The following is a 19,728-nucleotide window of genomic DNA, read 5'->3' on the forward strand; positions in this document are numbered from 1 at the left end:
TATTATCTGAAATTAAATCCATCCCACAATAAACGGAGCAGTTTCCTTTTCCCCTGCCCCGCATCCGCTTCTGTTCTATTAATAACCCTGTAGGATTGCCAATAACGGCTCGGCTAATAACTCCGCACGCCACCCGTTGATTAATTCCGGCTGGCAGTCGCTGTTTTTCAGTTTCCAATGCCAATTCAGCAGCTGATTAATTTGCCGGCGCGATGCCAGCAGTTCACTGCTTAAACCGCTTTGCTCACTGACGGTAACGATCGCCGCCTTGATATCCTTGAAGACCTTTTTGTAACCCGGGTGCTCTACCAGATTGGCCACCGGTGCCGGCAGCTCGGCTTCATCCAGCGCGTTAGCCTCAGCAACCAGCGCCAGCAGCGTTTTACCGTGGAACCGGATCTCCGGGCCACTTAGGCCCAGTGCGTCCAACTCGCCCATTGAAGACGGCATATGGCGCGCCACCGCCCACAGGTTTTCTTCCCGCACCACAAAATTAACCGCCAGATCGCGTTGCCGCGCCTGCTGCAGTCGCCAGGCGGCCAGTTTTTGCAAACAGCCCAGCTGGCGCGGGCGCAGCTGCCAGGCATTATTGATTTCGCGGTAGGCCAGCTCCGGCGCCAACGTTTCGCTACGGCGTTGGCACAGCAGCAGGCACTCATTGCTCGCCGCATCGGTCCAGCCGGCCTGCTCGACTTCCTGCACCAGTTGGCCGGCCATCGGCAACAGATAGAACACATCGGCCGCCGCATACTGACACTGACGCTCGGTCAGCGGCCGGGCCAGCCAGTCGGTACGCGATTCGCTTTTGTCCAATTCGACCTGCATATAGGCAGCAACCAGCGTGGCGAACCCGCACGACAGCGGCCGACCGGTGAATGCCGCCAGGATCTGGGTATCCACCAGCGGCGTCGGCAAGGTTTGGAAAGCGTTCAGGAATACTTCAAGATCTTCGCTGCCGGCATGCAGATATTTCACCACGGCCTTGTCGCTCAGCAGGTCAATAAACGGCTGCCACTGTGTAATCGGCAAAGGGTCAATCAGGGAGAGTTGTTCACCATCGTATAACTGGATAAGGCCAAGCTGCGGGTAATAGGTGCGCGTTCTGACAAATTCGGTATCAAGCGCGATTTGAGCATGTGTTCTGGCCTGTTCGCAGACCTGCTGCAATCCGGCATCGGTAGTGATCAACGTATAATTCAAAACTTCATTCTCTTATTTCATGAGCCAAACACAACAACGCCGGCATTCACCGGCGCTGTTGATAAGTAAGTGTGACCGGACAACATCAGGCGGCATCGGCCGCCTTGGCATTTGTCTGTTCGTCACGCAGTTCGCGTCGCAGAATTTTGCCGACGTTCGATTTCGGCAACTCGTCGCGGAACTCAACAATTTTAGGCACTTTATACCCGGTCAGGTGCCGACGGCAATGGGTCAGCAACTCGTCCTTGGTCAGCGAAGGATCCTTCTTCACCACGCAAATTTTCACGCTCTCGCCGGAGGCTTCGCTCGGCACGCCAATTGCCGCGCACTCCAGCACTTTAGCATGCTGACTGACGACATCCTCAATTTCATTCGGATAAACGTTAAAACCCGATACCAAAATCATATCTTTTTTACGATCGACGATGCGAATAAAGCCTTGTTCATCCACCGTGACGATATCGCCGGTCGCCAGCCAGCCGTCTTTCAGCACTTCATCCGTGGCGTCGGGACGTTGCCAATAGCCTAACATAACTTGCGGCCCTTTGACCCACAGTTCACCCGGTTCGCCCATGGCAACGTCTTCCCCCTGCTCATCCACCAGGCGCACATCGGTCGACGGTACCGGTAACCCGATACTGCCGCTGTAATGCTGCAAATCATACGGGTTGCCGGCCACCAGCGGCGCGCACTCGGTCAGGCCATAGCCTTCCAGCAGGTGCTTCCCGGTGGTCTGCTCCCACTTATCCGCCACCGCCTTTTGCACCGCCATACCGCCCCCCACCGAAAAACGCAGCGTCGAAAAGTCCAGTTTGAGGAACTCCTCGTTATTCAGCAGCGCATTGAACAGGGTATTGACGCCGCTCAGCGCGGTAAACGGGTATTTGGCCAGCTCTTTAACCAGGCCGGGGATATCGCGCGGATTAGTGATCAACAGGTTACGGCCGCCAAGATCGATAAACAGCAGGCAGTTCACCGTCAGCGCAAAAATGTGATACAGCGGCAGCGCGGTCACCACCAGCTCTTGTCCGGCACGGAACAGCGGCGCATAAGCCGCCTTGGCCTGTTCGAGATTGGCCTGCATATTGCGGTGGGTCAGCATCGCGCCTTTCGCCACCCCGGTGGTGCCGCCGGTGTACTGCAAAAAAGCCAAATCGCTGTTAATGATGTCCGGTTTTACATATTGCAGACGTCGGCCGCGCTGCAGCGCCGTACGGAAAGAGATGGCGTCCGGCAGGTCGTACTTCGGCACCAAGCGTTTGACATACTTCACCACAAAGTTGACCAGCGTGCCTTTGGCCGCCGAGAGCTGATCCCCCATCCGCGTCAGGATCACATGCTTAACCTGGGTTTTGAAGACCACCTTTTCCAGCGTATGGGCAAAGTTGGAGACGATGACAATAGCGCTGGCGCCGCTGTCGTTGAGCTGATGCTCCAATTCGCGCGGCGTATACAGCGGGTTCACGTTAACCACCACCATGCCGGCCCGCAGAATGCCGAACAGCGCAATCGGGTACTGCAGCAGGTTTGGCATCATCAAAGCGACACGGTCGCCTTTATTCAACCCCAGCTCATTTTGCAAGTAGGCGGCGAATGCCCGGCTGCGCTCTTCCAACTTGCGGTAGGTCATCACCTCGCCCATATTGATAAATGCTGGTTGATCCGCATAACGCTGTACGGCATTTTCAAACATTTCAACCAAAGACGGATAGCGATCGGCGTCAATCTCTGCTGGCACATCTGCCGGATAACGTTTTAACCAGACCTTTTCCAAGGTATTACTCCCGAAATCATTTCTCATTATCATCGCAGCCCCTAAATGCGCAGCCAGGTTATAACAATATTTTAACTCAGCAGACCAGTTTAGGTTTTAAACAATTTGCAGGTTGCGATGCGTGTCACTAATTACCGGCGCTTCCCTACGCCAAAAGAAAAGGCGGCTCATAAGCCGCCTTCACAATCTATTGAATTTTCGCGTAACTTACTCGGTAACGATCGTTTGCACCTGTGCCGGGCCAGGGCTGTACCAGCCGTACCCCGGGCCCCAGTCAGGTCCCCACGGGCCGCCACGCCAACCCCAAGGGCCCATTGGCGCTGGAGGCATCATTACCTGCTGCGTCACCCGCCAGCGTTTAAAGCCGCTGACGTTCATCGTAACGAATTTATACGGCGTCGCACCGATTTTGCCAGGCTGCACGCCGGTTATCGAACCGACTACGGTGACCAGATGCCCCTTGAAGTCCGTCGGTTCAAGGAAACCGTTTACCGTCGCCAGCACTCGCCCGCGCGATGGTTCACCGAGAATCGGCCGCGCGCCATCGTCCAGCGGCACTGCGGCGATTTCCAGTACCGTCTTGCCCTGCTCGTTCGCCACATTCACCACTTTACCACCAAAGCGGGCCTCCGCACCGTTAAACAGGCTTGGCGCGTTTTGCACCGACGCCAGCTCGGTGACCGGCGTTGGGGATGAGCCTTTAATCGCATCAGGGACGGTGACGCAGCCGGACAGCATCAGAACGCCGCCGGCCAATGCCGGCAGCGTGAATCGTTGAATTACGGTACGGATTAACATGGTCGCAATCTCCTGAAATATCTGTCACTTCGACTGTTATTTTCGCCGCAAGTTGCAGAACGTTTCATCCCTGTCACGTATAAAGCGCACATAACGTGCAAAGGGCTATTCGCGCCCCGGTAACTTCTTCCAGGTGACTTCATTACGCAGATACGTCGGTTCAGCCTGTTCAACCGGGCAAGCCTGCCCCTGCTGCCAGGCATGCAGCGCCAGCGGCAGCATATCTTCCGCTCGCGGCAGCAATATCTGACCATCATGCAGAGTAATCGGCGCACCGGCAACCAGCTGCGGGTAGGTTTGCCAGCCGGTGCCTACCTGCGCCCAGTCGCCTTGCAGGCCCTGCGCGCGCGCCAGCGCCTGCTCGGGCGACAATACCGCCTCACCTTCGCTTTCCAGCCATTGCCCATCGGACTGACGCTCAAACTGGCCCCAGTAAACCTCGCCCATACGGGCGTCGATCGCCGCCAGCACGCGCTGCGCGCCGGTCATACGCCAGGCGCCCTGCGCCATGGTCTGTAGGGTAGAAACGCCCAGCATCGGCAAATCGGCGCCTAACGCCAGTCCCTGCGCGATACCAATGCCGATACGCACGCCGGTGAAACTGCCGGGGCCACGCCCAAAGGCCAGCGCATCAAGCTCGGCGAGCGTCACGCCGGATTCGGCCAGGACCTGCTGCACCATCGGCAGGATACGCTGCGTGTGTTCACGCGGGCACAGTTCAAACAGGGCGTGGGTTTCGCCTTGATTCCAGAGGGCAACGGAACAGGCTTCCGTTGCGGTATCGATCGCTAAAATTCGCGTGGACATGCCAACCTCAGGCGGGAAATATCAGTATTTTTTACAGGGCGCGCATTGTAGCACAGCCCCGATTACCGGCATAGCCGCAGCCACACGGGCGCGGCTCCCCGGTTATTCCTGCTGCAAAAAGGCGATCGCCTTGCTCAGATCGCGCGTGCGCGGCGTAGGCGGCAGGCTATTGAGAAAGACTTCGCCATAGGGACGCATCACCAGCCGGTTGTCGCAAATGACCAGCACGCCGCGGTCATCCGTATCGCGGATCAGGCGGCCGACACCCTGCTTGAGGGTAATCACCGCATCCGGCAGCTGTACCTCATTAAACGGATCGCCGCCGCGCAGGCGGCAATCTTCAATGCGCGCCTTGAGCAACGGATCGTCCGGCGAGGTAAACGGCAGTTTATCGATAATCACGCACGACAGCGCATCGCCGCGCACGTCCACCCCTTCCCAGAAACTGCTGGTCGCCACCAGCAGCGCGTTGCCCGCTTCGACAAACTGCGCCAACAGCTGCCCCTTACTGGTTTCCCCCTGCACCAGTACCGGCAACGTCATCGACGTGCGAAACTCTTCGGCCAACTCACGCATCATCTGGTGCGAGGTACACAGGAAGAAACAACGCCCCTGGTTGGCCTCAATCATCGGACGCAGCATCCGCGCCAACTGGCGCGCTCCACCCGGCTGATTCGGTGACGGCAGAAAACGTGGCACACACAACAGCGCCTGGTTGGCATAGTCAAACGGGCTGGGTAACAGCAGCGTCTTCGCCTTGTTCAGCCCCAGCCGTTCGGTAAAGTGCCCCATCTGTTCATTCACCGACAACGTCGCCGAGGTGAAAATCCAGCTGCCCGGTTTATCATCCAGCAGCTCACGGAAACGTTCCGCCACCGTCAGCGGCGTCAGCGCCAGCACGAAATTGCGCGCATTACACTCATACCAATAGCTAAAGCCGGGTTCATTGACCGATTTCAGGCGTTTAAGGCGGGTGCGATACTGGCTTGCGCGCTCAAACGCGGCATCCAGCAGCGCCGAGCGCCCGAGCGACAGTTTCATCACGTCGTAACACAACTCCAGCGCATCATCGAGCAACAGCAAAGCACGCTGTACATTGGGCTGGTTCACCACGTCGCGCAGGTTGCCGCGAAAGCCCGGTTCCCCCAGCGCCAGCCGAAAATCCTGCGTACTCATGCTTAAGCGATCGGCGCTCTTTTGCAACTGAGCCGCGTCGCGCACCTCGGTGCGGTAAGCGATGGTGATATCTTTCGCCAGATCCATCAGCTGACGGCTGGTCAACTGTTTGCCAAAATACTGGCTGGCGATATCCGGGATCTGATGCGCTTCATCGAAAATCATCACATCCGCCTCGGGGATCAGCTCGGCAAAACCGCTTTCCTTCACCACCATATCCGCCAAAAACAGGTGATGGTTAACCACCACCACGTCAGCGTCCATCGCCTTACGGCGGGCTTTGACCACGAAGCAGTCCTGATATTGCGGACAATCGCTGCCCAGGCAGTTGTCATTGGTGCTGGTCACCAGCGGCCAGACGAAGCTGTCTTCAGCCACGTCGCTGCAACTGCTGATGTCGCCTTCCACGGTCTGCGACGACCAGCCGCGCAGCTGCACCAGATCGATCAGCGTCTGCCCCGCCAGTTCGCCGCCGGCCAGCGACTGCTGCTCCAAACGCTCCAGGCACAGGTAATTAGAGCGCCCTTTCAGCAACGCCAGTTTACCCTTGAATTGCAACGCTTTGGCGATAGTCGGCAGATCGCGCGCGTACAGCTGATCCTGCAACGCCTTGGAACCGGTAGAGATAATCACTTTTTTATTCGAACGCAGCGCCGGCGCCAGATAGGCAAACGTTTTACCGGTTCCGGTTCCCGCTTCCACCACCAGTTCCTGTTTAAAATTGATGGCCTCGGCGACCGCTTCGGCCATCAGCCGCTGCGCTTCGCGCGGTTTAAACCCTGTAATTGCCTGCGCCAATGCGCCGTCTGTTGCGAAATCGTCTGCCACGCTGCCTCACCGCCGAAAAAATTCAGCTGTGATTATATACACATTCCGCAGCGCCGTGCAGATGGCAGCAACGGACGCTATGCTGTGCTACCCTAAGCGAGCCAACAATATGGAGATAACTGAATGAATATCGAACGCATTGATCCTGAACAGCGCTGGTCGGAAGCCGTGGTGCATAACGAAACCATCTATTACACCAGCGTGCCGGAAAATCTGGATGAGGACGCGACGGCGCAGACCGCAAACGCCCTGGCGGCGATTGACGTCCTGTTGGCGCGCGTAGGCTCAGACAAAAGCCGCGTCATGGACGCCACCGTGTTTCTCGCCGACGCGGCGGATTTTGCCGCCATGAACGCCGCCTGGGACGCCTGGGTGGTGCCCGGTAGCGCACCGGTGCGCTGCACCGTGCAGGCGAAGCTGATGAATCCGAAATACAAGGTTGAAATCAAAATCATCGCCGCCCAATAATTGTCATGCCGCGGACCTTACAGACCGCGGCATAATGGCCATGGCGCCGCCACGGCGCCTTTATGCCAGCTTAATCAGCACCATTCCCGTCAACAACAGCGTAACGCCCAACCAGCCTTTGCCATTGAGACGCTGACCGAACAGGATCCAGCCGGCGGCCACGGTGGCGACAATACCAAAACCACCCCACAGCGCATACGCAACCGACAGGTCTATCCCCTTAACCGCCTGCGCCAGCGCACTAAAGGCGGCCAGTACCGACAGCAGCGACAGCAACCCCAGCCACACCCTGCGGAAACCGTCTGACATTTTCAGAAAAATGTTGGCGACAATCTCCAGCGCCGTAGCCAGCACCAGAAAACCGATATGAACCCACTCAAGCTGTTGCATGCTGCGCACCTCGCTCATCGTCAGACTTCGGCGTCTTACGGGTGCCGGACTTCACCAACATAATGCCCGCAATCAACGTCGCCAGACCCAATACCTTCAGCAGGGAAATCGGTTCATCGAACCACAGCACGCTGAACAGAGTAATAAACAAAATGCCGATGCCTTCCCACAGCGCATAGGCCACACCCAGGGCGACACGCTTGACCGCAACGGACAGCAAAATATATGACGTGGTAATCATCACATACATCACCATATGCCCCAGCATGCCCCCACTGACGCTGGCATATTTCATCGACAAGGTGCCGATAATTTCAGTAACGATAGCCAAACCTAAAAACAGCCAATAAATCATGATTTCTCTCCCAAACGGCGAATAACGCACGCAAAGGTATATTTATCCCGATTTATCTCGTCCGAGCGGCATTTCACCGCATCGGGACGTAGAGATCCCTGGGGATAAACTGACCCAAATGTTGTAAAAACAGAGTGTCCGGTTATGCGGAGATAAAGCTTGAAAAACGCAGCCTTATCGCAACCGGTTAAGGGAGAAAGGTGCTATAGCTCACTGCACCAGTGGTGTTCACTGGCAAGGATGGCAGACAGGAAAAGCTGACAGGTTGAGGTTCTAAGGGGGTTTTTATTTGTAGTCATCATAGTTATCTCGCTATCTTCAGCCGTACATATCACAAAACCCGTACGATTCGCTCAATATCCTCATTATGGAAAAGTTTAACGGAGATAGTTGTACCATAGGCTTTAAAATAAAGCAAACCGCCATTTTGATAAACAAATGACAAAAAATAAGTTAAAAATAAGAAAGTTATATAAATAGAAAACTAAAAAAGGCTCAATCAATGATTGAGCCTCTGAGTAGCATGCCTTGTACAAGGATGCGGCAAACTCAGGCGCGACAAGGCTTAGCCACGCGCACCATCCACCGCTTCACGCGCCAGTTTGGTAATACGCGCATAGTCGCCCTGCTCCAACGCATCGCCAGGAACCAGCCAGGAACCGCCGATGCACAGCACGCTTTTCAGCGCCAGATAATCACGATAGTTACCCGGCGAGATCCCGCCGGTAGGGCAGAAGCGCACCTGCGGGAACGGACCGGCGATCGCCTGCAGCGCTTTCACACCGCCGTTGGCTTCCGCCGGGAAGAACTTGAACTCACGCAGGCCGTAATCCATCCCCAGCATCAGTTCAGACACGGTGCTAATACCCGGAATCAACGGAATGCTGCCGGCTGTCGCCGCCTGCAGCAGATCGGCCGTCAGCCCCGGGCTGATAGCAAACTGTGCGCCTGCCTCGGTCACCGCCTGCAGCTGCTGCGGGTTGATCACCGTACCGGCGCCGATAATCGCCTCAGGCACTTCATTGGCAATAGCTCGGATAGCATCCAGCCCGCACTCGGTACGCAGCGTCACTTCCAACACGCGCACGCCGCCGGCGACCAATGCCTTCGCCAACGGCACCGCATGTTCCAGCTTGTTAATCACAATAACCGGCACAACCGGGCCCGCGGTCAGAATCTGCTGCGCGCTGGTTTTCCAGTGATTCATCGTCATTTTCTCCACATTGAGGTTGGTGTATGGCACGCCCCTGCCACAGGGCCTTCAGATCATGGTCTGAAAAGTCCGGCCGTACCCTCAGCCTGATCGACAGGCAAAAAAAAGCCGGCAGACTCGCTGCCGGCGTAACAACTTATTCGAACTCGTTCCAGGAACGGCCGTCGCGGGTGATCATCGCCACCGATGCCACCGGCCCCCAGGTACCCGCCTGATAAGGCTTAGGCGCGTCATTGTCGGCTTTCCATGCGTCCATGATGGAATCGACCCACTTCCAGGCCTCTTCCACCTCATCACGGCGGACAAACAGCGCCTGAATACCGCGCATGCTTTCCAGCAGCAGACGCTCGTAGGCGTCGGCTACGTGCTCCTGGTTGAAGGTTTCCGAGAAACTCAGATCCAGCTTAGTGGTTTGCAGATGGTGCTTATGGTCAAGGCCCGGCACTTTATTCAGTACCTGGATCTCAATCCCTTCATCCGGCTGCAGGCGGATGGTCAGCTTGTTCTGCGGCAGCTGCTGATATGAGTCGCTGAACAGGTTAAGCGGCGGGTTTTTGAAGTACACCACCACTTCGGAGCATTTAGCCGGCAGACGTTTGCCGGTACGCAGATAGAACGGCACGCCGGCCCACTGCCAGTTATCGATATCCACGCGGATGGAGACAAAAGTCTCCGTATTGCTGCTCTTGTTGGCGCCCTCCTCCTCCAGATAACCCGGAACCTTACGCCCCTGCACGAAGCCGGAGGTGTACTGGCCGCGCACCGTCGTTTCACGCACGTTGCGCTGATCGATACGGCGCAGAGAACGCAGCACTTTCACCTTCTCGTCGCGAATACGGTCGGTGGTCAGATCCGCCGGCGGCGACATGGCGATCATGGTCAGTACCTGCAGCAAGTGGTTCTGAATCATATCGCGCATCTGACCGGCCTGATCGAAGTAACCCCAGCGCCCTTCAATGCCCACTTCTTCCGCAACGGTGATCTGCACCGAGTCAATGGTGCGGTTATCCCAGTTGGAGGCGAACAGCGAGTTGGCGAAACGCAGCGCCAGCAGGTTCAACACCGTTTCCTTGCCCAGATAGTGGTCAATACGGTACACCTGACTTTCATTGAAGAACTCGGCAACCTGATCGTTGATCAGGCGTGAAGAGGCCAGATCGGTGCCCAGCGGTTTCTCCATCACTACGCGCGCCGGCTCTTTGTTCAATTTGGCCTGGCCTAGCCCTTTGCAGATCGCGCCGAAGGTGCTTGGCGGCATCGCAAAGTAGTTGATGGTGGTACGGTTTTCCTGATCCAACATTTTGCCCAGTTTGGCAAAATTTTTGCTGTCGTTGACATCAAGATTACAGAAATCTAATCGCGCGCTGAGCGTAGCCCACAGTTCGTCATCCAGCTTTTCCTTCATAAAGGTTTCAAGCGCTTCTTTGACGATCTTGATATAAGCGTCTTTATCCCACTCTGCACGGCCCACCCCGATAATGCGGGTGTCCGGGTGGATATGACCGGCTTTTTCTAATTGGTACAGGGAAGGCAGCAGCTTACGGCGCGCCAAATCCCCCTTCGCGCCGAAAATAACCAGGTCGCACGCCTGGGCTGTAGAGGTTACCGCCATGTTCATCTCCTCGTTGCAGGATATTTGTAATTTTCTTACATTACTAATGTACTCTCTTTACCTACGGCCAGTAAACCCGGATTAAAAGCAGAAAAACGCCAGAAACTTTGCGGCTATACGTTGAAAGTCTGCCGATACCGCCAACGTTAGCCAAAATTGTAATTTTCTGTCTTTTTTGTCGCTCTTTTACCATTATGAAAGTTAGACACAGCTCATATTCTGGTGAAAAATCCCAGCAAACGCTCTGTCGAGACTGCCAACGGTTACCAGCACGTAGTATATTTTCACTAAACCGGCATTGATTTCTCCTTTGATTGAAATCGATATACCCAATTGATTTCTCGTTGCATCCTGGCGCAGGCCGGCCACTCGCGCCGCCCCGTAGATATCAGGCGCGTTTTTTACGCACCGGCAACCGGAAATATGCAGGGTAAAAAACCATGAGTGACACCCGTTATATGAATACGCTGGAAAAAATTCAGAGCCATTTAGAACAGCTGAGCAAATCCGAAAGAAAAGTCGCCGAAGTGATCCTCGCATCGCCGCAGACGGCGATCCATTCCAGCATCGCCACGCTGGCGCGTATGGCCGACGTCAGCGAGCCAACGGTAAACCGCTTTTGCCGCCGTCTTGATACCAAAGGTTTTCCCGATTTTAAACTGCATCTGGCGCAGAGCCTGGCTAACGGTACGCCTTACGTCAATCGCAACGTCGAGGAAGACGACAGCGTCGAGGCTTACACCAGTAAAATTTTTGAATCGGTGATGGCCAGCCTGGATACAGTAAAGGCAAATTTGGATATTGCCGCAATAAATCGTGCGGTAGACCTGCTGACCCAGGCGAAAAAAATCTCCTTCTTCGGCCTCGGCGCCTCTGCGGCGGTAGCCCATGACGCCATGAACAAGTTCTTCCGCTTCAATATCCCGGTCGCCTACTTCGACGACATTGTGATGCAGCGTATGAGCTGCATGAACTCCGGCGAAGGCGACGTGGTAGTGCTGATTTCACACACCGGCCGCACCAAGAATCTGGTGGAAATGGCGCGTCTGGCGCGCGACAACGATGCCGCGGTGATCGCCGTCACCTCGCATGATTCGCCACTGGCGCGTGAAGCGACGCTGGCGCTGCTGCTCGACGTGCCGGAAGATACCGACGTCTACATGCCGATGGTATCGCGCATCGCGCAGCTTACGCTGATTGACGTATTGGCGACCGGTTTTACCCTGCGCCGCGGGGATAAATTCAGAGATAACTTGAAGCGGGTCAAGGAAGCGTTGAAAGAATCGCGCTTTGATAAAGACGTAGAGATCCCCAACAGTTTCGAGTCATAATCGAAATGGCCCTCTTTCGCCGCCGGACAGCCTCTGCGAGGCGATTTGATCGGCGGCACTATAGGTTGTACCGTGTAACACGTTCCTGCGGATAACCCGGGTGTGACGCCAGCGTAATGAAACGTGGCTATGGTAACGTTTCACGCTGGTTCGCGTTATCCGATGCTTATCGCAACACTTTTTTTATTTGCTTCACCAGTCAACGGAGTAATACATGTCCAGACGGCTCAGAAGAACCAAAATCGTTACTACACTGGGTCCGGCTACCGACCGCGACAATAATCTGGAAAAGATCATTGCTGCCGGCGCCAACGTAGTCCGGCTTAATTTTTCCCATGGCAATGCGGAAGACCACCAGGCTCGAGCGGATAAAGTGCGTGAAATCGCCGCGAAGCTGGGTCGGCACGTTGCTATCCTCGGCGATCTTCAGGGGCCAAAAATTCGTGTATCCACCTTCAAGGAAGGCAAGGTCTTCCTGAACGTTGGTGATAAATTCCTGCTCGATGCCGAAATGGCGAAAGGCGAAGGCGATAAAGAAAAAGTCGGCATCGACTATAAAGGCCTGCCTGCCGATGTGGTGCCGGGCGATGTGCTGCTGCTCGACGACGGACGCGTGCAGCTGAAAGTGCTGGAAGTCAAAGGCATGAAGGTGTTTACCGAAGTGACCGTCGGCGGCCCGCTGTCCAACAACAAAGGCATTAACAAACTGGGCGGCGGTTTGTCTGCCGCGGCATTGACCGAAAAAGACAAGGCCGACATCATCACCGCCGCCAAAATTGACGTTGATTACCTGGCGGTCTCCTTCCCGCGTACCGGTGAAGACCTGCACTACGCACGCCGTCTGGCGCGTGATGCGGGCTGTAATGCCAAAATCGTTGCCAAGGTTGAACGTGCGGAAGCCGTCTGCGATGAAGAAGCGATGGACGATATCATCCTGGCGTCCGACGTGGTGATGGTGGCACGCGGTGACCTGGGAGTGGAAATCGGCGATCCGGAACTGGTAGGCATTCAGAAAACGCTGATCCGCCGCGCCCGTACGCTGAACCGTGCGGTCATCACCGCTACCCAGATGATGGAGTCGATGATTACCAACCCGATGCCAACCCGTGCGGAAGTGATGGACGTGGCAAACGCCGTGCTGGACGGCACCGATGCCGTAATGCTGTCGGCGGAAACCGCTGCCGGCCAATACCCGGCGGAAACCGTTGCCGCCATGGCGCGCGTGTGTCTCGGTGCGGAGAAGATCCCTAGCATCAATGTTTCCAAACACCGTCTGGACGTGCAGTTTGACAACATCGAAGAAGCAATCGCCATGTCTTCGATGTACGCCGCCAACCACCTGAAAGGGGTCACGGCAATTATCGCCATGACCGAATCCGGCCGCACCGCGCTGATGATGTCCCGCATCAGCTCTGGCCTGCCGATTTTCGCCATGTCACGCCATGAGCACACATTAAACCTGGCTGCTTTGTACCGTGGCGTCACGCCGGTCTATTTCGACAGCCACACCGACGGCGTTGCCGCCGCCAATGACGCCATCAACCGTCTGCGCGACAAAGGCTACCTGCTGTCCGGCGATTTAGTGCTGGTCACGCAGGGCGACGTGATGGGCACCGTCGGCACCACTAATACCAGCCGTATCCTGCGAATCGAGTAATCTTATACTCAATTGACCGGCCTGCCCTGAGCAGGCCGGTGTTCTTTTACCAATGATGGAACCCTTCAACGTTGTCCTAACCATAAGGAAAGTACGGCGTGCTGCATCAACATACCCCGCATCTTGATACAAATCGCTCCGTAAATTTAGAACTGGACGGTCAACAGCTCGACCAGCTTGATGCCGCCATGCTGGCAGGATCGGGGCTGCGTAAAATAAGCCTCTATAACAACCAACTGAAAGTATTTCCGCCGGAGATCGTCAACCACAGCCAACTGCAAGTGCTGAACATATCCGTGAATCAGTTAACTGCTGTGCCGGATGAAATTGTTCAACTGCGGCAATTGGAAATGCTCGATCTGGGACACAACCAACTTAGCGTGATCCCTGACGAAATCGGTCAGCTCGACAAGCTGAAATACCTTTACCTCAGCGACAATCAACTCAGCGATTTGCCGGTATCCTTGTCCGGGCTAACAGCGCTACGCTATCTGAACGTTACTGACAACCGCCTGACCACCCTGCCGGACTTCCTTTGTCAGCTCACGTCGTTGCAAGAGCTCAGGCTTTACCATAATCAGATCGCTCATCTGCCTGAATCCGTCCATCGGCTGTCACTGCTGCGGGAATTACATCTGATGCACAATCAGTTAACGTCATTGCCGGCCAGCTTTGGTGAGTTAGGCACGCTCAACATATTGGATGTCTCCAACAACGTCATTACCCACCTGCCGGATACGTTCTGTCAGCTTTCCCAACTGTGTGAGCTTAATTTGCGCTTTAATCAGCTCACTCACCTGCCTGAAAACATAGGACAGCTGAGCAAGTTGCAAACTCTGGATCTGCGCGCTAATCGGCTCACGACGTTACCGGCCAGTCTGGCCGAGATGAAAAGTTTGCGCCGGCTTGATTTACGCTGGAATGATTTCACCCGCTACCCTGCGATTCTCGATCTGCTGATCGAACGAGGGTGTATGGTGCACGCGTAAATAACAAAAGGCGCCATTTGGGCGCCTTTTTACATTATTTCACCTACGCATCAGCGGTATAAATCATCGCGCGAATAGGGTTCAATCTCCCCTTCCTTACGCGTCTTCAACAGTTTGAGGATCCAGGTGTACTGCTCAGGGTTCGGCCCCACCAGGTTCTCCACCTCTTCATTCATCCGCCGGGCAATGCGGTTGTCGTCAGCCTGAGCCAGATCGTCCATCGGTTCGCGGATATAGATATCCAACATGCTGGTTTTACCGTCATACACCGGGAATAACGGCACGATCGCCGCGCGGCACACTTTCATCAGGCGTCCGACCGCCGGCAGCGTTGCCTTATAGGTAGCGAAGAAGTCGACAAACTCGCTGTGCTCTGCACCATGGTCCTGATCCGGCAGATAATAGCCCCAGTACCCTTGGCGAACTGAACTGATAAAGGGTTTAATGCCGTCGTTACGTGCATGCATGCGGCCGCCAAATTTGCGTCTTACCGCATTCCACAGATAGTCCACCAGTTGGTTACGCTGGTTATGGAACATCGCCGCCATCGGCTGACCACGCGCCGCCATCAGCATCGCCGGCACGTCCACCGCCCAGCCATGCGGTACCAGGAAAATAACGTTGCGCCCTTCTGCGCGGATCTTATCCAGCACCTCTTCACCGTGCCAGCGCACGCGCTTCAGTACCCGCTGCGGGTTAGTACAAGCCAGCTCCGCCATCAGCACCATCGACTGTGGCGCGGTGGCGAACATTTCATCAATGATATGCTCGCGATCGCTTTCCGGCACGTCCGGCAGGCAATACAACAGATTAATACGGGCGCGACGACGGGCGCCTTTTGCCACCCGACCGGCCAACCGGCCCAAGCCGCCCAGCAGCGGATCGCGCATCCGCGCAGGTATCAGCGAGACGCCGGCCATCAGCCCCGTCCCCAGCCAGACGCCCCAGTAGCGCGGATGGAAGAAGGCTTTTTGAAACTGCGGGATAAATTCTACGTTCGACTTTTTTTCGTTTTGCATGCACCAACTCTTAACTTAGCGATTCGGCTATTATCCCAGACATTACGCGCTGCACGGCGATTTCCCACTCGCGCGCGATTCAAAGGCTATTGGGTATAATAATTGCAGATGATGAATTTGCAATTCGCCACGGCGAAACGCCAAATAAGGAAAAGGCCCGATCGCGGATCGGGCCAATGAATAAATTTTAACGGCGGACTCAGTCCAGCTGCAACTGCGGCACCACTTCCTTCACCTGCGCCAGGTATTCACGGCGATCTTTACCGCTCAGGCCTTCAGAACGCGGCAGTTTGGCCGTCAGCGGATTCACCGCCTGCTTGCCAACCCAGAACTCATAGTGCAGGTGCGGCCCGGTAGAACGGCCGGTATTGCCGGAAAGCGCAATGCGATCGCCGCGTTTTACTTTCTGACCTGGCTTCACCAGCAGTTTCTTCAGGTGCATATAGCGCGTGGTGTATTGGCGGCCGTGACGAATAGCCACATAGTTGCCCGCCGCGCCGCTGCGCTTGGCGATAACCACTTCTCCATCGCCCACCGCCAATACCGGCGTCCCGACCGGCATCGCAAAGTCGACGCCTTTATGGGGCGCAATACGACCGGTGACCGGGTTAACACGGCGCGGGTTGAAGTTGGAGGAGATACGGAACTGCTTCATGGTCGGGAAACGCATAAAGCCGCGCGCCAGGCCGGAACCCTGACGATCGTAGAATTTGCCGTCCTCGGCGCGAATTGCATAGTAGTTTTTACCGCCGGTACGCATACGCACGCCCAGCAGTTGGCTTTGCTCGCGCTTGCCTTCAAAGTGCTCACGCGACATCAGCACCGCAAACTGGTCGCCTTTGCGCAGCTTACGGAAGTCCAGCTGCCACTGCAGCGCCTTGGTCACCGCGCTGATTTCAGCACGGCTCAACCCGGCGGAGGAAGCGCTGGCGACAAAGCTACCGTTCAACCGGCCGCTGATAACCTTGTTGCTCCACACGCCCTCTTGGGTTTCTTCGCTGGATTTGAAATTGTTGCCTACGCGCTCATAGGTGCGGGTCTCGCGGCGGGATACTTCCCAGGTCAGCGTTTGCAGATCGCCGGCCTCGTTCACCGTCCAGGAGAGCTGCTGGCCGATTTTTAAATTACGCAGATCGCGGTTTTGCGACGCCAGCAGCGCGACATCCGACATGTCAATGCCGTACTGTGTCAAAATGCTGCTCAGGGTATCGCCGGTAGATACAACATATTCATGCACCCCTTCCTCGCCGGCGACCTTTTGGTCCAGCTCATCCTGCGGGATTTCATCATCTGGGGTGGGTTGATCAATATCGATAGGTTCGCTGGCCTCAGGCAACAGCGAATGTAGCTGGCTGGATTCTAGTTCGACGTTCTTAACGATGGGGTTATGGTCTGGGTGATAAACAAAAGGCCGCCAAACAGCAACGGCCAATGTGACGACTGTCAGCGACCCCAGCATGACGCGATGGGGCCGAGGCAGGTTGTTATACGCCAGAGCGATAGTTCGGACTATCTGCTGCACTCTTGGATATCCTCATAAGCTTTACTTCAGGCAGCTCACGTATTGGTTCGACAGCGCTGTCAGGAAGTTCCCGTAGCTGTCCTTCCCCAATGCGATGCCGCTACCCAACGGGTCCAGCGTTCCAGAACGCACCTTGGTACCCTTGGCAACGGCAGTGATTACGGCCGGCCTGAATTGTGGCTCAGCAAAAACGCATACTGCTTTCTGCTCAACCAACTGTGTTCGAATTTGGTGTAAGCGCTGTGCTCCAGGCTGAATCTCAGGGTTAACGGTAAAATGGCCCAGTGGACTCAAGCCGTAGTGTTTTTCAAAATAACCGTAAGCGTCATGAAAAACAAAATATCCCTTGCCTTGCACAGGCGTAAGCATCTTACCAACATTTTTGTCAGTTTGCGTCAGCAGATTCTCGAACTGACGCAGGTTCGCGTCTAGTTTGTCTTTATTTTGCGGCATAAGTTCCAACAATCTGTCATGAATCGCGATCGCAGTCACTTTTGCCATCTCCGGAGACAGCCAGAGGTGCATATTGTATTCGCCGTGATGGTGACCGTGTTCGTGCTCATCGTCATGCCCTTCATGATGATGTTCGCCCCCTTCGGCATCCTTCAGCAGCAGCGGTTTTATCGCCGGCAGCGCGGCCACGGACAGCTGCTTTTGCGCATCAATCGGCTGCAGCGGCTTGCTGAGGAACGCCTCTAGCTCCGGGCCGACCCACACCACCAAGTCAGCCGAGCGCAGACGGCGCAGATCGGAGGGACGCAGCGCGAAGTCATGGGGCGATGCGCCGTTCGGCAGCAGAACTTCGGTTTCCGTCACGCCATCGGCGATGGCGGAGGCAATAAACCCTAGCGGACGAACCGATGTCACCACCGCCGCCGTCGCACTACCGGCCATCATCAGCGCGCTTGCCAACAGCGCACGCTGCAGCCATTTTTTTTTCTGTATCATCGTGTGTTATCCCGTCGTGTTTGTCAGCGAAGCGTGATATTATAACATTCGGTAAGTCCTGCAAGATGTAATCAGAAATGTCTACACTGACAACGTTAAAAAATATCTCCGTTTCGTTCGGCAGCCGCAATGTGCTGTCGAATATTTCTCTCAGCCTGCAACCTGGCCGCATACTAACGCTGCTGGGGCCGAACGGTGCGGGTAAGTCGACGCTGGTGCGCGTGGTGCTCGGCCTTATTGCGCCGACCAAAGGCGACATTGAGCGCCAGCCGGGCCTGCGTATCGGCTATGTGCCGCAAAAGCTGCATCTGGATGCCACCCTGCCCCTGACGGTCAGCCGGTTTATGCGGCTCAAGCCCGGGGTCAAAAAGGCAGATATTCTGCCGGCGCTCAAACGGGTACAGGCGGCGCATCTGTTGGAACAGCCGATGCAAAAGCTGTCCGGCGGCGAAACACAGCGCGTGCTGCTGGCCCGGGCGCTGCTAAACCGCCCGCAGTTGCTGGTGCTTGATGAACCGACGCAGGGCGTCGACGTCAACGGCCAGTTGGCGCTGTACGATCTGATCGACCAACTGCGCCATGAGCTGGACTGCGCCGTGCTGATGGTTTCCCACGATCTGCATCTGGTGATGGCAAAAACCGACGAAGTACTGTGTCTGAATCAGCATATCTGCTGTTCCGGTACACCTGAGGCGGTGTCGACACATCCCGAATTTATTGCCATGTTCGGTAACCGCGGCGCAGAGCAACTGGCTATTTACCGCCATCACCATAATCACCGTCACGATTTAAAGGGACGTATCGTATTAAAGAAAACCGGGAGTCGTGACGCATGATCGAACTGTTATTCCCCGGCTGGCTGGCTGGCATTCTGCTGGCCACCGCCGCCGGCCCGCTGGGCTCGTTTGTCGTCTGGCGCCGGATGTCCTATTTCGGCGATACGCTGGCGCACGCGTCGCTGCTGGGCGTCGCCTTCGGCCTGCTATTGGACATCAATCCGTTTTACGCGGTAATCGCCGTTACCTTGTTGCTGGCACTGCTGCTGGTATGGCTGGAACGGCGTCCTCAGCTCTCTCTGGATACCCTGCTGGGCATTATGGCACACAGTGCGCTGTCGCTCGGCCTGGTAGTGGTGGCGCTGATGTCCGATGTGCGTGTCGATCTGATGGCCTACCTGTTTGGCGATCTGCTGTCGGTGACCACGGATGACATTGCGATGATTGCCGTCGGCGTGGCGATCGTCCTGTTGGTGCTCTACTGGCAGTGGCGCAATCTGCTATCGATGACCATCAGCCCGGAAATGGCGCACGTTGACGGCGTCAATCTGGCGCGCACGCGCATCGTGCTGATGATGGTGACCGCGCTGACCATCGGCCTGGCAATGAAGTTTGTCGGCGCGCTGATTATTACCTCGCTGCTGATTATCCCGGCAGCCACCGCGCGCCGATTTGCCCGCACGCCGGAGCAAATGGCCGGCATCGCCGTACTGGTCGGCATGCTGGCGGTAACCGGCGGCCTGACCTTCTCGGCGTTTTACGATACGCCGGCCGGCCCGTCGGTGGTGCTGTGCGCAGCCATTTTGTTTGTCTTCAGCCTGTCGAAAAAACAGCAAGCGTAATCGCCGTTAGCCAGCAAAAAGGG

Annotated in this window: 18 protein-coding genes; 6 read left to right on the forward strand and 12 right to left on the reverse strand. The window is 56.0% G+C overall.

Annotated features, from left to right (window positions below; all coding sequences use genetic code 11):
- Positions 1-78: 78 nt before the first annotated feature.
- From rnd to CLM71_RS13055, 5 genes are all read right to left on the reverse strand, one after another.
- Positions 79-1,200: a ribonuclease D gene (gene rnd, locus CLM71_RS13035; RefSeq protein WP_105231387.1), complete on the reverse strand. Its 1,122-nt coding sequence runs from the start codon at positions 1,198-1,200 to the stop codon at positions 79-81.
- Between the two features lie 85 nt (positions 1,201-1,285).
- The gene (gene fadD, locus CLM71_RS13040) at positions 1,286-2,974 is read right to left on the reverse strand and encodes a long-chain-fatty-acid--CoA ligase FadD (RefSeq protein ID WP_105231388.1); all 1,689 of its coding nucleotides are present in this window, start codon (positions 2,972-2,974) and stop codon (positions 1,286-1,288) included.
- A 207-nt stretch (positions 2,975-3,181) separates the two neighbouring features.
- A complete protein-coding gene (locus tag CLM71_RS13045; protein WP_105231389.1) occupies positions 3,182-3,772 on the reverse strand; it encodes a Slp family lipoprotein in 591 nt (196 codons plus the stop codon).
- A 105-nt stretch (positions 3,773-3,877) separates the two neighbouring features.
- Positions 3,878-4,579 carry a tRNA (adenosine(37)-N6)-threonylcarbamoyltransferase complex dimerization subunit type 1 TsaB gene (gene tsaB / locus CLM71_RS13050; protein WP_105231390.1) on the reverse strand — a complete coding sequence of 234 codons (702 nt, stop codon included), beginning with the start codon at positions 4,577-4,579 and terminating at the stop codon, positions 3,878-3,880.
- Between the two features lie 102 nt (positions 4,580-4,681).
- Positions 4,682-6,583, reverse strand: a complete 1,902-nt coding sequence (locus tag CLM71_RS13055) for an ATP-dependent DNA helicase (RefSeq protein ID WP_105231391.1) — start codon at positions 6,581-6,583, stop codon at positions 4,682-4,684.
- A gap of 123 nt (positions 6,584-6,706) precedes the next feature.
- Here CLM71_RS13055 and CLM71_RS13060 point away from each other — a divergent pair, with 123 nt between their 5' ends.
- A complete protein-coding gene (locus CLM71_RS13060; RefSeq protein WP_105231392.1) occupies positions 6,707-7,051 on the forward strand; it encodes a RidA family protein in 345 nt (114 codons plus the stop codon).
- Positions 7,052-7,111: 60 nt separating this feature from the next.
- On the opposite strand, the gene mdtI is transcribed toward CLM71_RS13060, so the two are convergent.
- The 4 genes from mdtI to zwf all read right to left on the reverse strand — a co-directional run bounded on the left by mdtI (position 7,112) and on the right by zwf (position 10,621).
- Positions 7,112-7,441 carry a multidrug/spermidine efflux SMR transporter subunit MdtI gene (gene mdtI / locus CLM71_RS13065; protein ID WP_105233382.1) on the reverse strand — a complete coding sequence of 110 codons (330 nt, stop codon included), beginning with the start codon at positions 7,439-7,441 and terminating at the stop codon, positions 7,112-7,114.
- Positions 7,428-7,796 (reverse strand): multidrug/spermidine efflux SMR transporter subunit MdtJ, encoded by a 369-nt coding sequence (mdtJ, locus tag CLM71_RS13070; protein WP_105231393.1) that lies wholly within the window; start codon positions 7,794-7,796, stop codon positions 7,428-7,430. Before mdtJ ends, mdtI begins: the two co-directional genes overlap by 14 nt.
- Positions 7,797-8,361: 565 nt before the next feature.
- A complete protein-coding gene (locus CLM71_RS13075; protein ID WP_105231394.1) occupies positions 8,362-9,003 on the reverse strand; it encodes a bifunctional 4-hydroxy-2-oxoglutarate aldolase/2-dehydro-3-deoxy-phosphogluconate aldolase in 642 nt (213 codons plus the stop codon).
- A gap of 142 nt (positions 9,004-9,145) precedes the next feature.
- Positions 9,146-10,621, reverse strand: coding sequence for a glucose-6-phosphate dehydrogenase (gene zwf / locus CLM71_RS13080; RefSeq protein ID WP_105231395.1), 1,476 nt, complete (start codon positions 10,619-10,621; stop codon positions 9,146-9,148).
- A gap of 458 nt (positions 10,622-11,079) precedes the next feature.
- Here zwf and CLM71_RS13085 point away from each other — a divergent pair, with 458 nt between their 5' ends.
- The 3 genes from CLM71_RS13085 to CLM71_RS13095 all read left to right on the forward strand — a co-directional run bounded on the left by CLM71_RS13085 (position 11,080) and on the right by CLM71_RS13095 (position 14,598).
- Positions 11,080-11,952 carry a MurR/RpiR family transcriptional regulator gene (locus CLM71_RS13085; RefSeq protein ID WP_054304816.1) on the forward strand — a complete coding sequence of 291 codons (873 nt, stop codon included), beginning with the start codon at positions 11,080-11,082 and terminating at the stop codon, positions 11,950-11,952.
- 214 nt (positions 11,953-12,166) lie between these two features.
- Entirely contained in the window at positions 12,167-13,609 is a 1,443-nt protein-coding gene (gene pyk / locus CLM71_RS13090; RefSeq protein ID WP_105231396.1) for a pyruvate kinase, read from the forward strand.
- 98 nt (positions 13,610-13,707) lie between these two features.
- Complete coding sequence (locus tag CLM71_RS13095) at positions 13,708-14,598, forward strand: leucine-rich repeat domain-containing protein (RefSeq protein WP_234008574.1); 891 nt, start codon at positions 13,708-13,710, stop codon at positions 14,596-14,598.
- A gap of 50 nt (positions 14,599-14,648) precedes the next feature.
- Here the strand turns inward: CLM71_RS13095 and lpxM are convergent, their stop codons facing one another.
- From lpxM to znuA, 3 genes are all read right to left on the reverse strand, one after another.
- On the reverse strand, positions 14,649-15,617 hold the full coding sequence (gene lpxM, locus CLM71_RS13100; protein ID WP_105231397.1) for a lauroyl-Kdo(2)-lipid IV(A) myristoyltransferase: 969 nt from the start codon (positions 15,615-15,617) through the stop codon (positions 14,649-14,651).
- 199 nt (positions 15,618-15,816) lie between these two features.
- Complete coding sequence (gene mepM / locus CLM71_RS13105; RefSeq protein ID WP_105231398.1) at positions 15,817-17,139, reverse strand: murein DD-endopeptidase MepM; 1,323 nt, start codon at positions 17,137-17,139, stop codon at positions 15,817-15,819.
- Between the two features lie 21 nt (positions 17,140-17,160).
- Positions 17,161-18,087, reverse strand: a complete 927-nt coding sequence (znuA, locus tag CLM71_RS13110; protein ID WP_105231399.1) for a zinc ABC transporter substrate-binding protein ZnuA — start codon at positions 18,085-18,087, stop codon at positions 17,161-17,163.
- 77 nt (positions 18,088-18,164) lie between these two features.
- Between znuA and znuC the strand changes: the two genes are divergently transcribed.
- Both znuC and znuB read left to right on the forward strand, forming a co-directional pair.
- On the forward strand, positions 18,165-18,923 hold the full coding sequence (znuC, locus tag CLM71_RS13115; protein WP_105231400.1) for a zinc ABC transporter ATP-binding protein ZnuC: 759 nt from the start codon (positions 18,165-18,167) through the stop codon (positions 18,921-18,923).
- Positions 18,920-19,705, forward strand: a complete 786-nt coding sequence (znuB, locus tag CLM71_RS13120) for a zinc ABC transporter permease subunit ZnuB (protein ID WP_105231401.1) — start codon at positions 18,920-18,922, stop codon at positions 19,703-19,705. The genes znuC and znuB overlap by 4 nt, the downstream gene beginning before the upstream one ends.
- The last annotated feature ends 23 nt before the right edge of the window (positions 19,706-19,728 follow it).

It is taken from the genome of Serratia sp. MYb239, from assembly GCF_002966855.1.
GTDB lineage: Bacteria > Pseudomonadota > Gammaproteobacteria > Enterobacterales > Enterobacteriaceae > Serratia_B > Serratia_B rhizosphaerae.